Source organism: Oikeobacillus pervagus, assembly GCF_030813365.1.
Lineage (GTDB): Bacteria > Bacillota > Bacilli > Bacillales > DSM-23947 > Oikeobacillus > Oikeobacillus pervagus.
In genome coordinates this window covers 44,610-59,512 of the sequence record NZ_JAUSUC010000010.1, presented here as the reverse complement: position 1 = coordinate 59,512, position 14,903 = coordinate 44,610, and the positions used below count along the sequence as shown (strand labels likewise).

Below are 14,903 nucleotides of genomic sequence, written 5' to 3'. Positions count from 1 at the left end.
TCGCGCATTGTCTATAGCTCTTCATTGCTCTGCCATCCCATCCTGATAAGTGTTGAAGTAATTTCAAATCTATTTCTGAGGTAAATGTTTCATCACTACTTCTGCGAGTGCATCAATAAATTCAGGTTTTGCATTCGGCATTTCTGGTCGAAAATAACTTACCCCAAATTCTTCCGTAATGACTTTACATTCATAATCATTGTCATAAAGCACTTCCAAATGATCGGCAATAAAACCCACAGGGATATAAACGAATGCTTTATATTGATGTTTCTCATATAACTCCCTCGTTAAGTCTTGAACGTCTGGACCTAACCATGGTTCTGGTGTATTCCCTGCACTTTGCCAACCGATTGTATACTCTTCTATGCCTGCACCTTTAGCGATAAGATCTGCTGTTTCTTTTAGTTGGTTAGGGTATGGATCACCAAAACGTAAAATTTTCTCTGGTAGGCTATGGGCAGATATTATTAAAATACTTGAGTCCCGCTCTGCTTTCGACATTTCCTCATATGTTTGTTTTACTTGTTTAACCCAATAATCGATAAATTTCGGTTCTTTATACCAACTTTCGATGGAAGTAATCGATGGCCCACCAATTTCATTTGCTTTTTCTTTTGCTCGTCCGTTGTATGATTTCACACTGAAAGTTGAAAAATGAGGCGCCAACACAAGGGAAATAGCTTCTTCTATTCCATCTTGGTTCATCTGTTCCACTGCATCTTCTACAAATGGCTCAATATGTTTAAGCCCTAAGTACATTTTAAATTCTACTTCATCTTGGATTTCATTCAGCCTGGCTTCAAGTTTCCTCCCTTGCTCCTGAGTAATTCTAGCTAATGGAGATATGCCTCCAATCGCTTCATACCGACTTCTTAAGTCTTCCAGCATTTCTTTTGACGGCTTTCTTCCATGTCTAATATGTGTATAATATCGTTCAATATCTTCTTCTTTATAAGGGGTTCCATATGCCATTACTAATAGCCCTATCTTTTTCTTTTCCATGCAGTCTTCACCTCGTTAGCAAAGCACAAGCGCACTGTGAAACATAGATAAGAAGAACATAACCAAAGCTAGGGTAGATGAAGGGCCTAGCCTTCTTTTGTTGATCACTAGCTTAGTATCACTAGGTGGCTTACGCTTAACGTCATTGAATTCATTATTATATTATAACTTTATTTTAAACCCTTTTCTTTCCGTTAAAACTTCATTCAGTGAGGGTTTTCTTTATCCCCCACTGAATGTTAGTTGAACTTGCCACGTTAAAGAATCCTCGTCCTGTGGGTTCGCCTGGCAAGTCACATCCTTCCGTCTTTGGACCTTTATGGGTAGTTATCCCACCACCTAGCTTCTTTGATGACTCATCATTTTAAGGTGGGGGTTGCTGCCTGTTAAGGATGGAACAAACGGGTCGATTACTTTATTTTTCCTGCGCTGTATTCGTGTACAAATGATGTTAATCTTTTTAAAGTTTCAGGCTGTACTTGTGGGAATACCCCATGCCCCAGGTTAAATATATATCCCGGTTGTGCTAAACCTTGGTCCAAAATTTCCTTGACTCGTTCTTCAATGACTTTCCAAGGAGCAATCAAAAGGGCAGGATCTAGATTCCCTTGAATTGTTTTTGAAATTCCTAATTGTCTTGCCTCTTGAATGGATAATCTCCAATCAAGACCCACAACATCTAGTGGTAGGTCATTCCATTCTTTTGCAAGATGACTAGCCCCAACACCGAACATAATAAGAGGGACATTTTCTTTTCGCAATTCGTTGAAGATTTTTTCCATAACAGGTTTAATGAAATGACGATAATCTGGGACATTTAATGCACCGACCCACGAATCAAAAATTTGAATAGCACTTGCCCCTGCATGAATTTGTGCTCGTACATATGTAATCGTCATTTCCGCCAATTTATCCATTAATGCAAACCAAGCTTTTGGTTCAGAGTACATAAATGCTTTGGTTTTATTGTAATTTTTCGATGGCCCTCCTTCAATCATATAGCTTGCTAATGTAAACGGAGCCCCAGCAAATCCTATTAGCGGAACAGATAATTGTTCCTGAGTTAAGATCTTGATTGTTTCTAACACGTAAGGAACATCTTGCTCAGGATGAATTTCCCCCAGTTTCTCAACATCAGCTAAAGATTGTATAGGATTATCAATCACAGGACCAATTCCTGACTTGATATCTACATGTACCCCAATAGATGGAAGCGGTGACATAATATCTTTATATAAAATGGCCGCATCTACATCATATTGCTCAACAGGTAATCTTGTCACATATGCACAGAGTTCAGGTTGATGAGTAATTTCAAAAAGTGAATATTTTTCTTTTAATTTTCTATATTCAGGTTGCGAACGGCCCGCCTGACGCATATACCATACTGGAGTATAATCTGTTTTTTCTCCTAAAGCTGCACGCAATATAGTTTCATTTATTTCTCTCATGCCTTTCGTCCACCTTTCAATTGGTCATCATTCTATAAAGGTTCATCTACTTTTATCATCATTAAGTAATAGTATGAATCGATGAACATAAAAGTAAGCAGGGGCCTACTTCCTCAAGCCCCTCTTCTGTAGTAGATAGAAATATGATTTTATGTAGAATTCATTCCATGCCCATCATCTAATTATACGATTACACTATAGACTTTTTTTAATTGAATGTATAGTTAATCAGGATAAATGTCATAAATTTGCCCGATTTAGTCCATTTTTGCTGTTTTAACGCCATTTCCCCTTTTTCTTGAAAATGTATATAATAATGGTAATGTTAAATCCTTAAAACTAAGAGGTGATCAAAGTGAATGTCTATTTAACAACAGGCACATATGATTTTTTAAGGATGATCTTGAATAATCATAAGCGGGAAAATCTAGTGTTAATGCAAAATGGTGAGCACACCTTATTGCTCCATGAGACGGACAAAAAAACAATTTTTCAGTCCCCTAGATCGTATGAGATTGTGGTCAAATCCGGAAAAATTGATCGACATGATGGATTTTTTGTAATGAACCATATACCCTTAACAGATGAAGGGAGACCGGTTTTTGAGTACCGCTTTAAAAACAGATCTGGATTCATTGAAAATGCTCCAGGTTTTAAAGCGCTCCGTGTGTTACGACCTGTTCATTCTGATACATATATCATATTAACAGAATGGCAAAATGAAGAGGCATTTAATAGATGGAAAAAATCAAAAACCTTTGAAAACGCACATAAAAAACAACAGGATTACCAAAAAGAGGAAGATAAAACCCCGATTTATCCAAGACCTTCCTATGTCACAACCTATTTCATTCCTAAAGAGGACAATTAAATTTGGCTGTTGATTTCTACTTCAGACGCTACGCTTTCTGCGGGGTCTCCCCTACTTAAATCAACATTAAATTAACATTGACTTTTAGCACAGCCTTTGAAAAAAGTGGATGAGCTTTTTTAAGCAATCCTCTTTTTCTGCATCTCCTCATATTTCACTTTTTTTCCTATTTAAGTGACCCCATCTCCATTTATTTCTCAGGAAATGACAAACTTTTCCCCAAAAAATTCAACTTTCATCCATTGCATCTTCCTTATTTTTTCACTAGTACATGTTTTAAGGAAATTTTCTTTACCCATTTTAGTGTTCTTTTTCACAACTTTATTATTTTCTCATATGTTGTATTAAAAAATTTGGCATATGCCTACATGTTTTTCCCCTATGCCTGAATCCTTTCGCATGAAAATCTCAATATTCCATCCTCCTATTTGACTCTGTTAAGATTTCTATTCTTCGATATTTGAAATAAAAATCGCTCTGTTTCTGAGTTTACGTTTCGTTTTTCACCTTCATCTCGTGAGGAGGCCAATGATATGCAAGTAGATTTATCGATGATTCATTGGATATATGTCCTTTTTATTGCGTTCATCATTTTATTTATGGTTTTTCAAAAGGACACAACGATTATATGTATTGTTGGGATTTTTTTAATTGGATTAACTGCAACCGGATCCCTTTATAAATCTATCATCAGTCTTTTTTCTAGTTTTGCTTATGCCATTACTGAATTATTATCTACCATCCTTGTTATTTCCATCATTGTAGCCATGAGTAGAAGTTTAATGAAAACAGGCATCAATGACGCCTTGATTAGACCATTTTCTAAACTTATTCGTACACCAACTCTTGCTTATTGGACGATTGGAATCGTGATGATGATGATTTCCTGGTTTTTCTGGCCTTCTCCCGCCGTTGCCTTATTAGGCGCAGTACTTGTACCGGTTGCCATTCGTGTTGGATTACCTGCTTTAGGAGCAGCGATGGCTATGAACTTATTCGGTCATGGGATTGCCTTATCGAGTGACTTTATCATTCAAGCAGCCCCAAAACTGACGGCTGATGCGGCTGGAATTCCTGTTCATGACGTAATTAGTGCCAGCATTCCACTAGCTATAACGATGGGGATTTCAACGACTATCATCGCCTTTTTCTTATTAAAAAGAGATATGAAAAAAGGAGTATTAGTTGTAAAACCGGAAGATCAAGAACATTTCCTGAACAAAGGAACGGACTTAGAAACCACTTTATCTCCACTACTAAAAAATTTTCTCGCTATTTTAATTACATTCCTATTTGCTTTAGATGTTATAATTATGTCCATTTACAATTTGCAAGGTGGAGACGCGGCAGCACTTGTTGGCGGTACAGCCATTGCCATTCTTTTAATCGTTACTTTAGTCGGTTTTAAAATGAAAGGGTTAGAAAAATCAACAAGTTTTTTAGTGGAAGGCTTTCAATTCGGATTTAAAGTCTTCGGTCCTGTCATCCCAATCGCTGCATTCTTCTATTTAGGTGACATAGGATTCGAAAAAATCATCGGCCCTTTCCTTCCAGAGACATCTCACGGAATTGTGAATGACTTAGGAGTTGCCTTATCTTCTGTTGTTCCATTTACGAAGGCCGTAGGTGCCATCACATTAAGTATTGTTGGGGCGATTACCGGGTTAGATGGTTCCGGATTTTCGGGGATCTCATTAGTGGGATCGGTTGCCACAATTTTTTCCCATACCATCGAATCAGGAACCGCCACTTTAACAGCCCTTGGTCAAATAACAGGGATTTGGGTGGGCGGTGGTACACTCGTCCCTTGGGCGCTCATTCCAGCTGCAGCGATTTGTAATGTCGATCCATTTGAGCTTGCCCGTCGAAATGTCATCCCTGTGTTTATTGGGATTTTGATCACCACAATCGTTGCAATCCTCTTATTATAATCAGCTTGTGAATTAACCCCACAGAAAGGGACCGAATCTCGGTCCCTTTTCTCACATTTTTCTTTCCATCTTTTTCAAACGTGCTGGTGCATATAAAATAATGAAAATACTTGCAAAAACTAGGTTACAAATGATGACGATTAAGCCATCTTTCCATGTGTCCGGAAGACCAGCCAAAATTCCAAATAACACAGATTGAATCAACAACCATTTTCTTAATACATATAAGAAGGCTTTCTTTTTTTGTTCTTGAGGAACAGGGTAAAGGAAGACCCAAATTTTACTTTCGTGACGCTTCATCATAGGAAAAAGCTGAAATCCTGTTAAGTAAATAAACAAGAAAGAAAGGATTAATTTTAATACCAATATATCACTAAAAGCAATAATGAGCCCACCTATAACCGTTAACCGCACAAACAACCCAAAATATTCATTCAAACGAATAAACGTTCTCGAAAGCAAATAGGTAAAGGAATTCTCTTGTTTGAAAGGAATCGTTTGAAGGATGAAATCCATCCACACTCTTCTTTTTACTTTTCCTTCAAGATGTGGAACATCTGTGAATAAATTAGCCAGATGATAAAATCTTGACATCCGTCGTTCTTCTAATTCCACTAATGTTTCCCATTTTAACACAAATGAATTAGTCACTTTTTTAAAATAGGAGAGATAAGCTATCATCATCACCAAAAGCGCAATGACTAAATAAAGATTCGCCTTAGAAAATAGAAAATATAGTAGAATAACATTAAGGAAATACCTTACAGCGATATCGATCAAATGAGCCTCTTTTTCCTGATACTTCAAAATATGCCAACGAACCGTTAGATTCCAAAATTTCAATCCAATTATAATCAACAACCAAATAAAAAAGGAAGAAAGATCAGCATGATTCACTTGAGCAAGCATAGGCATAAAGGCAGCCATAACTAAAATTAACGGATAGCTTTGAAAGGCAAGACTAGTGGTAAGACTTTTTTTAAAATAATCCTGCATTTTTTCTTCTAAAGGAATTAAAAAAACAGTATCTGCTCTTTTTAAAAACGTATACACGGATCCTAAAGCTAAAAATAAACTGAGGATAATGGCTGCTATCCATGCTGCCGGGAAATCCTTATCAAGTGTTTTAACCCAATCACTGTAATAATATAACCCAGCTCCTAAACCAAAAATGAGGACAAATAAGAAATGGTCATTCAACATATATTTCAAATATTTTCGGAGCTCAATGAAATATTGTTGAACCCTTTCTTTCCATAACAATTGTATATTATTCATTGCTCTTCTTCCTTTGTTAACTGAATATAAATGTCGTCTAATGAAGCCTCAGGCATTTGAAATTGTTGTTGAAGCTCATGAATCGTTCCTTTCGCTCGTATTTGCCCATTATGTAAGATGATGAAGGAATCACAATATTTCTCCGCTGTAGCTAAAATATGTGTGGACATTAGAATTCCTGCCCCTTTTTCCTTCATTCTCTTAATTAATTCAAGTAAAGATTGTATCCCTAATGGATCTAAGCCGACAAAGGGTTCATCGATAATGTATAAATTGGGCTCTGTCAGAAAGGCACTCATAATCATTACTTTTTGTTTCATCCCTTTTGAAAAATGGGCTGGGAACCATTTGTATTTATTTGTTAACCGAAACTCTTTTAATAATGGTTCGATTCTTTCATTTAATTGGGTTTCTGATAAACCATACGCCATTGCCGTTAATTTCATATGCTCTTCCAATGTTAGCTCTTCATATAAAATAGGAGTTTCAGGAATATAAGCAAATTGTTGGCGATATTTTTCTGGACTCTCCTTTAATGTTGAATCATTTATGGAAATGGTTCCTTTCTTTGGTTCCATAAGTCCAATAATATGTTTAATCGTTGTACTTTTTCCAGCTCCATTTAAACCGATTAAACCGACGATTTCATTCTTATTTATCGTAAAGGAAACGTCCTTTAATACAGGTTTCCTTGTATAACCGCCGACAAGGCCTTCAACTTTTAACAATGACATATACTCAACGTCCTTTCGTTTTGTCAGAGGTCTACCTCTTTAAATCTATAGCTATTTTAACAAAAAAGTAAAAGATTCTCATGTGCTAAACGTTATACAACCGAAAAAGTGAAACAATAAATTTTTCCTGTATAAAAAATGGCGATTTACACATTCTAATATTCGAAGGGGCTAACATTAAGAAAAACGGGGTGGTTGTTAAAAACCGTCTAACGAAGAGGTCACTAGTCGGTCGTCATTGAAGAAGACATAGATTACTCCAATAACGGGGTGGTAACAGCAGACTACGCTAATTCCTTTCATAAAAAGCACTAAGCTAAAAATGATAAGGGGATGGTAGTGTTGGACAAAGGATCTATGAATTCATAACAAACAACCAAATTGCAAAAATGAGGTGTTGATCAAAGATCACTTACTGATTGAAGATTTTCACCAAAAGAATAAGCAAATGAGGTGTTTGTCGCAGGCAACTTACTATAAAACCTATATAGCTAATGAAACGCTAACAAGGGGATGGTAAGCTTGAATTTGTTCGACGACTTAGAATCTGTCCGATAAAACAATCATTTATTGTAAATGAGGTGTTTATCAAAGGCATAGACCGAATGAATTAACCCTTTTTCTCCCCTTCATGGGATAGGATGAAATCGACATCCTATCCCTTTTCTTTTTTGCCCTTGTTTTATTTGTATAAATTTATATGATAAAGTTTACTATGCAACGAAATTTGGAAAGGATGAACATAATGAGCGATTGTATTTTTTGTAAAATTATTAATGGAGAAATCCCTTCAGCTAAAGTATATGAAGATGAGCATGTTTTAGCCTTCCTAGACATTAGCCAAGTGACCAAAGGGCATACCCTTGTCATCCCGAAAGCACATAAAGAAAATGTATTTGAGCTGGATTCCGAAACAGCTAGTTACATATTTGCGGCTGTTCCTAAAGTAGCTAATGCCATTAAATCTGAATTTCAACCCGTGGGGATGAATTTATTAAATAATAACGGAAAAGAAGCTGGGCAGGAAGTCTTTCATTACCATATCCACCTTTTGCCACGGTATGGAAAAGGGGATGGATTCGGAGCTGTATGGAAAACGCATAATAGTGAATATTCACAAGAAGACTTGCAAAATATCGCCCACTCCATCGCAAAACATGTGTAAGATCCAAAGAAAGAGCTCCTCTAAGGGGCTTTTTTGCGGACGGGAATCCTCTACCTCTTTAGAGTAGAGATGAGAGTACGCTTTTGTCGAAATCCCCTTGTGGGATGGCAAGACAAAACATGATATACTACTTACAAGAACGAGTGTTCTTTGAAAACTGCATTATATGGGGTTGTGGTGAAGAAAGAACAGTCACCACGTAAAATAATGCCTGTCATGTGGGAAAGACCCACTCATTTGAAACCATTGCAAGGTTCGGAATGAACCTTCGTGGAGGGCAGGTCGATAGACCGCCCGATGAAGCGAGAAGCTCAGTCAATTCATTGACGGGTAGTTCACTCGTAATGTAAATCAAAATTGGAAATACTCCCCTCTTTATAGTGAAATTTCTGAAAATGATTTCTTCTAATCCCCTTTTCCATGTGTTATAATAATGAAAACATTTTCGCTAATGGCAACGAGAGCACATTAGGAGAATGCCTAGACAAGAAGAGATGAGGAGAGAAGAGAAAAATGAATACGAAATCATTAGTAAGTCTATCCATGTTGATTGGGATTGGGGCTGTATTACACGCTGTGATGCCTGGACTATTTTTAGGAATGAAGCCTGACATGATGTTAACGATGATGTTTCTTGGAATTCTTATGTTCCCAACATTCCAAAATGTTTTATTAATCGGGCTGGTTACAGGTGTTATTTCCGGATTAACGACAACATTTCCTATGGGATTGGTCCCAAACTTTATTGATAAACCGATTACGGCTATTTTATTTTATGGTCTGTTTCTGATAAGCTCAAAGGTTTCCAAAAATCTAATTGGAGCTACTGTATTAACTGCGATCGGAACGATTATTTCAGGAACAATCTTCTTAACATCCGCTTTGATGATCGTCGGGTTACCTGGTCCATTTGTGGCACTTTTCACAACTGTTGTGTTACCAGCAACCGTCGTCAACGCCATTGTCATGGTGATTGTCTATCCAATTGTTCACTCTATTTTAAAACGTTCTAAATTAGTCGAGCAATTATAGAGTTCAAAACGTCACGCCCTGTCCATCGTCGGACCTTCATGTGCAATTATCCTCCCCTTCTTCTTTGATACCTCATCATTTTGAAGTGGAGGTTTTACTGCCCGTAAAGGCGGGATCACGACATCACAAGGAAGTAATTCGATTCCCTATCGATTGCTTCCTTGTTTCATTTTTTAGTGTTTCTTTCATTACATGAGCAAAATACTATGTCATAACCGTAAGGAGAACCCCAATCAAAAATGTAACCAACCCACTCATCCCCAAAAAACCCGCTCGTTTTTTTAATATGTTTTTAGGAGGATAGATCCCTGGCCGATAAAGGGCAAAAATATAGTGGAACATGCCAAAAAAGAAAACGGCACTTAAAGCAAATAAACCAAAAATAACCCCGTCCATACCCCACCTCCTCTATGTGTATCAGCCATTGTGGATAAAAATCACCATTTAGTCAAAGGTCTTTTCAAAAAGACTGTTATCTTTTTTAAAAATTTTTTCAATCATTATCGGTAAACGCCGGTTCCCCTAAGCCCCAACCTATCCTCCCCCAAGGAAAACAAAGAATAAATCATTTCCAATAATGAAACAACTATTATTCAACATCCTATGCATTTCAAGTTTGAAATATGAAATTTCATTCATCAGGAATAATTGAAGGATTTTATCCGAGTTTTGTTGAAATTCTTAAATGATAGTTCATCAAAGGGGGGCGAAACGAATGGATAAAAAATCTTTGACTTACGGATTTCTCATTGGAGGTGCAATAAGCGCGGTTACAACTTTACTTATTACACCTTCATCTGGAAAGGATATACAATTAAAATTCAAAACAAAAAAACAGCATTTAAAAGAAAGCTCAAATCAACTAAAAGGGGAAGTATTGCAGCTTAAACAGTCGGTAGTGTCGCTAGCAAAAGAAGGAAAAAGCGCATTTAATCAATTATCTACTGATTTGAAATCGAGTATTGAATTATGGCAAAAAAACATTGAACCAAATAAAGATGCCATCCAAAATGAACTTGAAGAAATTAAAAAATCCATTGATCAACTGGAAAATACAATGAAAATGTGAAAAACAAGTAACCTTTTTACAAGGTTGCTTATTTTTTCGAAAATTTAGTCAATTTAGGCCTTTATTAATTTTTACTTTATTGGCATAATAATATACATAGCTAAAATATTTTAAAAATAAAACAAATGCGGAAGCGCCTGCTTATCGGCGTACGGATTTCGCAAGTTTAGACTGAGATAAAGGAAACGAGAGTGAGGTACTTCACGAACTAATGTTGACTTATCGTAGGAAGAAAACGGAGAAATTCGCTAGACGACTACAAATGCGGAAGCGCCTGCTTATCGGCGTACGGATTTCGCAAGTTTAGACTGAGATAAAGGAAATAAGAGTGAGGTACTCCACGAACTGATGTTGACTTATCGTAGGGAGAAAACGGAGAAATTCGCTAGACGATAGGCGCTGAAGGCTTGCCGTGGACAACATTTTTAAAAGGGGATCCACAGTTCTAAAATTTTTTAGTTTCCTAAACAACCAAAAAGAAGGTGAGCATATGAAGGATGGTCAATACTCGATGAAAGAGGCTTTACTCTTTAGTCAAAGAATGGCTCAATTAAGTAAAGCACTTTGGAAAGCCGTTGAAAAAGATTGGCAACAATGGATCAAACCGTATAACCTAAATATTAATGAACACCATATATTATGGATTGCTTATCATTTAAAAGGAGCCTCCATATCAGATGTGGCGAAATTTGGTGTTATGCATGTATCAACAGCTTTTAACTTTTCGAAAAAACTAGAAGAACGTGGTTTTCTCACATTCTCCAAAAAAGAAACAGACAAACGCAACACGTATGTGCAACTATCAGAGAAGGGTAAAGATGTTTTATTACAATTAATGCAATCTTATAACCCAAAAACAAATTCAGTTTTTCAAGGGGCAGCACCTCTAAGAGAAATATTCGGAAGATTTCCAGATTTAATGGAAATTATGGCGATCGTTAAAAATATTTATGGAGATGATTTTGTAGAAATTTTTGAGAAGTCCATGATTAATATTGATCATGAATTTCTTGAGGAGGACGGAAAAATAACCAAAATTACAGATTCGAAAACTCACTAAATATTTTTCTTCAACTCCACCATTAATGGCACATACACCCCTTGTTGAATGCAAGCCTCTATCACTTCTTTACTTCTTAGACGGGGATGTACTCGTCTCTTAAACTCTTTAAAAAGCGGCGAATGGAATACAAATCCTTCCGCTTTTTGTTCCAGTCTAACCTTGTTCAACTCTTCACAAACTTTAAAAAACTCGTCCCTATCTTCTCTAGATAGCCTTTTTTCGATGATTATCCAATTAAAAGGGTAATCATCTCTTTTTACCATATTTAGTAGTAATTGCTGGTGAAACTCAAGTTTTTCAATTCTTTTAATTAAATCCTCTACCATGCTGCTCCCCCGTTTTTCCACCTATTCTAATAGCTTTTGATTTCATATGAATAAAACAATGAGTGAATCTCCGGTTACACTGGCTAACATAACGATCCATTCATTTATTGGCAACAAAATTTACGAATATTTTCCTTTTTTTAAATACAATACATTTATATTTCTTGTTTTTTATGAAAACTCCTTCTATTATTAATAATTTATCATACGAAACTCCCTTAAGGCGGAGTTTTACTGTTCATTCCAAGTCACCTTTTCAAATGAACACAATGAAAACGCCTCCATAGTTGCTATGTAAATCATGTCGAAAATTCAAGATTTTTTTTACAAAAAACTAATAAAAATTGTATTGATTTTTCCCCTAAATCATCGTAAAGTATGTAAGCAATATAGAAAGTTTTTAAAGTTTGCGAGAGAACACCCAGAAGTAGTTATAAGTTTATAAACTACTATTCATTCAAAAATATAAAATATTCGATAGGGGCTGGTTTCTTTGAGATGCTGGCGTACAATTGATTTAGAAAAAAAATATGGATTTCATAAAATTGCCTTGATTTCTACTTTGGTCATGATGTTAGTCTTTTCTATCATGTTTGCTTCATTACAAACATTTTTTTCTCAAACCCTTCATGACCGATATTTTATTGTTTTTACCGTGTCACTCATCTTATTATATCCGGCTCATAAATTTCTTCATATTTTGCCGTATATTCGTTTTATGCATAAACTTACTTTTAAGTGTCAGATCAAATTAATGGTTCTTCCCGTTATTATTGTCAGAGTGAAGGAACCTATTTCTAAAATGCGCTTTGTCATTTCGCTTTTAAATCCTTTTATCATTTTAAATTCGCTTTTTATCATTGGGTGTGCTATATTCCCGCATTATATACATTATTTTACGATGTTATTTGCTTTTCATACAGGAATTTGCGCGATCGATTTCATCAATTTAAAATCATTGATCGCTTCTCCAAAAAGCTCATATATTGAAGAAAATGATGATGGTTATGAAATTTTAATTTCACAATAAAAACACCCTATTCGGGTGTTTTTTCCCTTCAATCTTCTCTTTATATGAATAGCTTTTCCTTTATAGACCGAAGTTTCACTTCACTATTTCCTATCTTTTTTGAAAAAAATTTGATATCGTATTATTAATACGTAATATCGGAAGGGGGATTTGATGATCACCGTCTTTATTATTTTCTCTATTTTTATATTATACAATATTAATAGTATGACGAATTCCCTGTGTATTAAAAGAGAGATACCAGAAGAACGTCAACCAAAAGTATTTCGAACCATTAATGTTCTAATTACAATTTTGTTAATATCTTCCTATGTTGAAATTTTGTATACATAATAAAATACAACTTTTTCAATATGCTAATATCATGAAACTGAATATGGTGAACTTAGTAAACCATACAATAAGAAGAGCCCGGCTTCAAAGCCAGGCCCTCTTTGTTATATACCATTAGTAAACCCAAGTAGCCCCAATGATAATCAATAGAATAAACAATACTACGATTAATGCAAAACCTCCGCCATAAGTGGAACTCATCGTACTTCCTCCTTCAATAATGTTTTTAATGATGTTTCTTCATTAAAACCACGCTGCCCCTACAATGATCAACAAAATGAACAACACAACGATTAACGCAAAGCCTCCACCGTATGCTGCGCCCATATGAAACACCTCCCCTTGATCCGTCTTTATATCTTATTCATTGGCATTATTTTTTGTTTAGGCGTATAACTATGTGAATGGTTTCCATAAGTATGTGTATTAACAAATATAAGCTGCCCCTACAATAATTAATAAAATAAACAAAACAACAATCAAAGCAAAACCAGGATTATAAGCATTTCCCATTCGTAATACCTCCTTTTATCTCTTCTTTAATATCCTATGTATTGGCCTTTTTTTTGTTTTGGTGGAATCGCCCATTTTTTTCTAAATATCAGTAATAATTTTTGGGTTTTAAAAAAAATTATGATATAGTATGTTTTATGGAAATGTAGAACAATATAATTAGGGAGTTGTTGAACGGTATGAAAAAGTGGATTCTATCCCTTACTTTAGCTGCAGGGGTTGTAGGACTAGCAGCTTGTGGGAATAATAGCGGTGAAAAAGTGGCGACTTCGAAAGCGGGAGATGTGACAAAGGACGAGCTTTATGAGGCAATGAAAGAAAAATATTCACCGCAAATGGAACAAGCACTCCAAGAGCTCATGTATAAGAAAGTTCTTTCTGAAAAATACGATGTTTCAAAAGATGAACTAGACAAGAAATTTAAAGAAGCCAAAAATCAACTTGGTTCACAATACGATATGTTCCTTACCCAATATAGTTTAGACGAAGAGGGCTTTAAAGATGTTCTTGAATTAGAAATCTTACGTAATAAAGCCGCTACAGCAGGGGTAAAAGTGTCTGATAAAGAACTAAAAGACTATTATAAAAAATGGCAACCAGAAATTAAAGTCCGCCATATTTTAGTGGAAGACGAAGCGAAAGCTAATGAGGTTAAACAAAAGCTAGATAAAGGAGAAAAATTCGAGGATTTAGCGAAGAAGTACTCCTCTGACCAAGGTTCAGCACAAAATGGTGGAGAATTAGGATGGGTTAATAATGAAGGTCGTAAACAATTCGTTCCTGAATTCACAAAGGCACTCGAAACGTTAAAGAAAGGCGAAATTAGTGAACCCATTAAATCACAATTTGGATACCATATCATTGAAGTAACAGATGTAAAAGAAAAACAATCTTTTGATAAATTAAAAGGTCAACTGGAAGACGAATTAAAAATGACTAAAGTAGATCCAGAAAAAGCTCAAATGAAGCTTGAAAAAGAACTAAAAGCTGCTGATATTAAGGTAGAAGATAAAGATTTGAAAAAAGCATTTGAAGATCTTTCAGACGCTAAAAAAGAAGATTCTGACAAGAAAGAGAAACAGTAAAAGTAAAAAAAGAGGCT

At 35.6% G+C, this 14,903-nt stretch carries 18 protein-coding genes; 9 read left to right on the top strand and 9 right to left on the bottom strand.

The genetic code is table 11. The features are described from left to right. Positions 1–69 precede the first annotated feature (69 nt). Both hemH and hemE read right to left on the bottom strand, forming a co-directional pair. Positions 70–1,005, bottom strand: a complete 936-nt coding sequence (gene hemH, locus J2S13_RS05715; protein WP_307256754.1) for a ferrochelatase — start codon at positions 1,003–1,005, stop codon at positions 70–72. 410 nt (positions 1,006–1,415) lie between these two features. Beyond that, positions 1,416–2,456, bottom strand: a complete 1,041-nt coding sequence (gene hemE / locus J2S13_RS05710) for a uroporphyrinogen decarboxylase (protein ID WP_307256753.1) — start codon at positions 2,454–2,456, stop codon at positions 1,416–1,418. A gap of 397 nt (positions 2,457–2,853) precedes the next feature. Between hemE and J2S13_RS05705 the strand changes: the two genes are divergently transcribed. Together J2S13_RS05705 and J2S13_RS05700 are read left to right on the top strand one after the other, a co-directional pair. Next, complete coding sequence (locus J2S13_RS05705) at positions 2,854–3,327, top strand: antibiotic biosynthesis monooxygenase family protein (protein ID WP_370873969.1); 474 nt, start codon at positions 2,854–2,856, stop codon at positions 3,325–3,327. Between the two features lie 533 nt (positions 3,328–3,860). After that, positions 3,861–5,258, top strand: coding sequence for a transporter permease (locus J2S13_RS05700; protein ID WP_307256751.1), 1,398 nt, complete (start codon positions 3,861–3,863; stop codon positions 5,256–5,258). A gap of 51 nt (positions 5,259–5,309) precedes the next feature. Here J2S13_RS05700 and J2S13_RS05695 read toward each other — a convergent pair whose 3' ends face one another. Next, entirely contained in the window at positions 5,310–6,536 is a 1,227-nt protein-coding gene (locus J2S13_RS05695) for an ABC transporter permease (protein WP_307256750.1), read from the bottom strand. Continuing rightward, a complete protein-coding gene (locus tag J2S13_RS05690) occupies positions 6,533–7,270 on the bottom strand; it encodes an ABC transporter ATP-binding protein (protein ID WP_307256749.1) in 738 nt (245 codons plus the stop codon). The genes J2S13_RS05695 and J2S13_RS05690 overlap by 4 nt, the downstream gene beginning before the upstream one ends. Before the next feature lie 745 nt (positions 7,271–8,015). Between J2S13_RS05690 and J2S13_RS05685 the strand changes: the two genes are divergently transcribed. Both J2S13_RS05685 and J2S13_RS05680 read left to right on the top strand, forming a co-directional pair. Continuing rightward, on the top strand, positions 8,016–8,435 hold the full coding sequence (locus tag J2S13_RS05685; RefSeq protein ID WP_307256748.1) for an HIT family protein: 420 nt from the start codon (positions 8,016–8,018) through the stop codon (positions 8,433–8,435). Positions 8,436–8,948: 513 nt separating this feature from the next. Further along, the gene (locus J2S13_RS05680; protein ID WP_307256747.1) at positions 8,949–9,467 is read left to right on the top strand and encodes a tryptophan transporter; all 519 of its coding nucleotides are present in this window, start codon (positions 8,949–8,951) and stop codon (positions 9,465–9,467) included. 204 nt (positions 9,468–9,671) lie between these two features. Here J2S13_RS05680 and yhzF read toward each other — a convergent pair whose 3' ends face one another. Then, the gene (gene yhzF, locus J2S13_RS05675) at positions 9,672–9,863 is read right to left on the bottom strand and encodes a membrane protein YhzF (protein WP_307256746.1); all 192 of its coding nucleotides are present in this window, start codon (positions 9,861–9,863) and stop codon (positions 9,672–9,674) included. 319 nt (positions 9,864–10,182) lie between these two features. Here yhzF and J2S13_RS05670 point away from each other — a divergent pair, with 319 nt between their 5' ends. Further along, positions 10,183–10,536 (top strand): YtxH domain-containing protein, encoded by a 354-nt coding sequence (locus J2S13_RS05670; RefSeq protein ID WP_307256745.1) that lies wholly within the window; start codon positions 10,183–10,185, stop codon positions 10,534–10,536. Between the two features lie 490 nt (positions 10,537–11,026). Next, positions 11,027–11,596, top strand: a complete 570-nt coding sequence (locus J2S13_RS05665; protein WP_307256744.1) for an HTH-type transcriptional regulator Hpr — start codon at positions 11,027–11,029, stop codon at positions 11,594–11,596. Here the strand turns inward: J2S13_RS05665 and J2S13_RS05660 are convergent. Further along, positions 11,593–11,925 carry a DUF1878 family protein gene (locus tag J2S13_RS05660; protein ID WP_307256743.1) on the bottom strand — a complete coding sequence of 111 codons (333 nt, stop codon included), beginning with the start codon at positions 11,923–11,925 and terminating at the stop codon, positions 11,593–11,595. The two genes, J2S13_RS05665 and J2S13_RS05660, sit on opposite strands and share 4 nt — an antisense overlap. 493 nt (positions 11,926–12,418) lie before the next feature. Between J2S13_RS05660 and J2S13_RS05655 the strand changes: the two genes are divergently transcribed. Both J2S13_RS05655 and J2S13_RS05650 read left to right on the top strand, forming a co-directional pair. Beyond that, positions 12,419–12,955 (top strand): DUF3267 domain-containing protein, encoded by a 537-nt coding sequence (locus tag J2S13_RS05655; protein ID WP_307256742.1) that lies wholly within the window; start codon positions 12,419–12,421, stop codon positions 12,953–12,955. Between the two features lie 153 nt (positions 12,956–13,108). Next, positions 13,109–13,288: a hypothetical protein gene (locus J2S13_RS05650; RefSeq protein ID WP_307256741.1), complete on the top strand. Its 180-nt coding sequence runs from the start codon at positions 13,109–13,111 to the stop codon at positions 13,286–13,288. Positions 13,289–13,402: 114 nt separating this feature from the next. Here J2S13_RS05650 and J2S13_RS05645 read toward each other — a convergent pair whose 3' ends face one another. The 3 genes from J2S13_RS05645 to J2S13_RS05635 all read right to left on the bottom strand — a co-directional run bounded on the left by J2S13_RS05645 (position 13,403) and on the right by J2S13_RS05635 (position 13,801). After that, positions 13,403–13,489 carry a YjcZ family sporulation protein gene (locus J2S13_RS05645; RefSeq protein ID WP_307256785.1) on the bottom strand — a complete coding sequence of 29 codons (87 nt, stop codon included), beginning with the start codon at positions 13,487–13,489 and terminating at the stop codon, positions 13,403–13,405. 42 nt (positions 13,490–13,531) lie between these two features. Then, positions 13,532–13,615 (bottom strand): YjcZ family sporulation protein, encoded by an 84-nt coding sequence (locus tag J2S13_RS05640; protein ID WP_307256784.1) that lies wholly within the window; start codon positions 13,613–13,615, stop codon positions 13,532–13,534. 99 nt (positions 13,616–13,714) lie between these two features. Further along, on the bottom strand, positions 13,715–13,801 hold the full coding sequence (locus J2S13_RS05635) for a YjcZ family sporulation protein (protein ID WP_307256783.1): 87 nt from the start codon (positions 13,799–13,801) through the stop codon (positions 13,715–13,717). 179 nt (positions 13,802–13,980) lie between these two features. Here J2S13_RS05635 and J2S13_RS05630 point away from each other — a divergent pair, with 179 nt between their 5' ends. Next, positions 13,981–14,886: a peptidylprolyl isomerase gene (locus J2S13_RS05630; RefSeq protein ID WP_307256740.1), complete on the top strand. Its 906-nt coding sequence runs from the start codon at positions 13,981–13,983 to the stop codon at positions 14,884–14,886. Positions 14,887–14,903 lie beyond the last annotated feature (17 nt).

Bases quoted from the DNA above. Each gene is read 5' to 3' on its own strand.
- hemH (WP_307256754.1), bottom strand. From the start codon at position 1,005: ATGGAAAAGAAAAAGATAGGGCTATTAGTAATGGCATATGGAACCCCT.
- hemE (WP_307256753.1), bottom strand. From the start codon at position 2,456: ATGAGAGAAATAAATGAAACTATATTGCGTGCAGCTTTAGGAGAAAAA.
- J2S13_RS05705 (WP_370873969.1), top strand. From the start codon at position 2,854: ATGATCTTGAATAATCATAAGCGGGAAAATCTAGTGTTAATGCAAAAT.
- J2S13_RS05700 (WP_307256751.1), top strand. From the start codon at position 3,861: ATGCAAGTAGATTTATCGATGATTCATTGGATATATGTCCTTTTTATT.
- J2S13_RS05695 (WP_307256750.1), bottom strand. From the start codon at position 6,536: ATGAATAATATACAATTGTTATGGAAAGAAAGGGTTCAACAATATTTC.
- J2S13_RS05690 (WP_307256749.1), bottom strand. From the start codon at position 7,270: ATGTCATTGTTAAAAGTTGAAGGCCTTGTCGGCGGTTATACAAGGAAA.
- J2S13_RS05685 (WP_307256748.1), top strand. From the start codon at position 8,016: ATGAGCGATTGTATTTTTTGTAAAATTATTAATGGAGAAATCCCTTCA.
- J2S13_RS05680 (WP_307256747.1), top strand. From the start codon at position 8,949: ATGAATACGAAATCATTAGTAAGTCTATCCATGTTGATTGGGATTGGG.
- yhzF (WP_307256746.1), bottom strand. From the start codon at position 9,863: ATGGACGGGGTTATTTTTGGTTTATTTGCTTTAAGTGCCGTTTTCTTT.
- J2S13_RS05670 (WP_307256745.1), top strand. From the start codon at position 10,183: ATGGATAAAAAATCTTTGACTTACGGATTTCTCATTGGAGGTGCAATA.
- J2S13_RS05665 (WP_307256744.1), top strand. From the start codon at position 11,027: ATGAAGGATGGTCAATACTCGATGAAAGAGGCTTTACTCTTTAGTCAA.
- J2S13_RS05660 (WP_307256743.1), bottom strand. From the start codon at position 11,925: ATGGTAGAGGATTTAATTAAAAGAATTGAAAAACTTGAGTTTCACCAG.
- J2S13_RS05650 (WP_307256741.1), top strand. From the start codon at position 13,109: ATGATCACCGTCTTTATTATTTTCTCTATTTTTATATTATACAATATT.
- J2S13_RS05645 (WP_307256785.1), bottom strand. From the start codon at position 13,489: ATGAGTTCCACTTATGGCGGAGGTTTTGCATTAATCGTAGTATTGTTT.
- J2S13_RS05640 (WP_307256784.1), bottom strand. From the start codon at position 13,615: ATGGGCGCAGCATACGGTGGAGGCTTTGCGTTAATCGTTGTGTTGTTC.
- J2S13_RS05635 (WP_307256783.1), bottom strand. From the start codon at position 13,801: ATGGGAAATGCTTATAATCCTGGTTTTGCTTTGATTGTTGTTTTGTTT.
- J2S13_RS05630 (WP_307256740.1), top strand. From the start codon at position 13,981: ATGAAAAAGTGGATTCTATCCCTTACTTTAGCTGCAGGGGTTGTAGGA.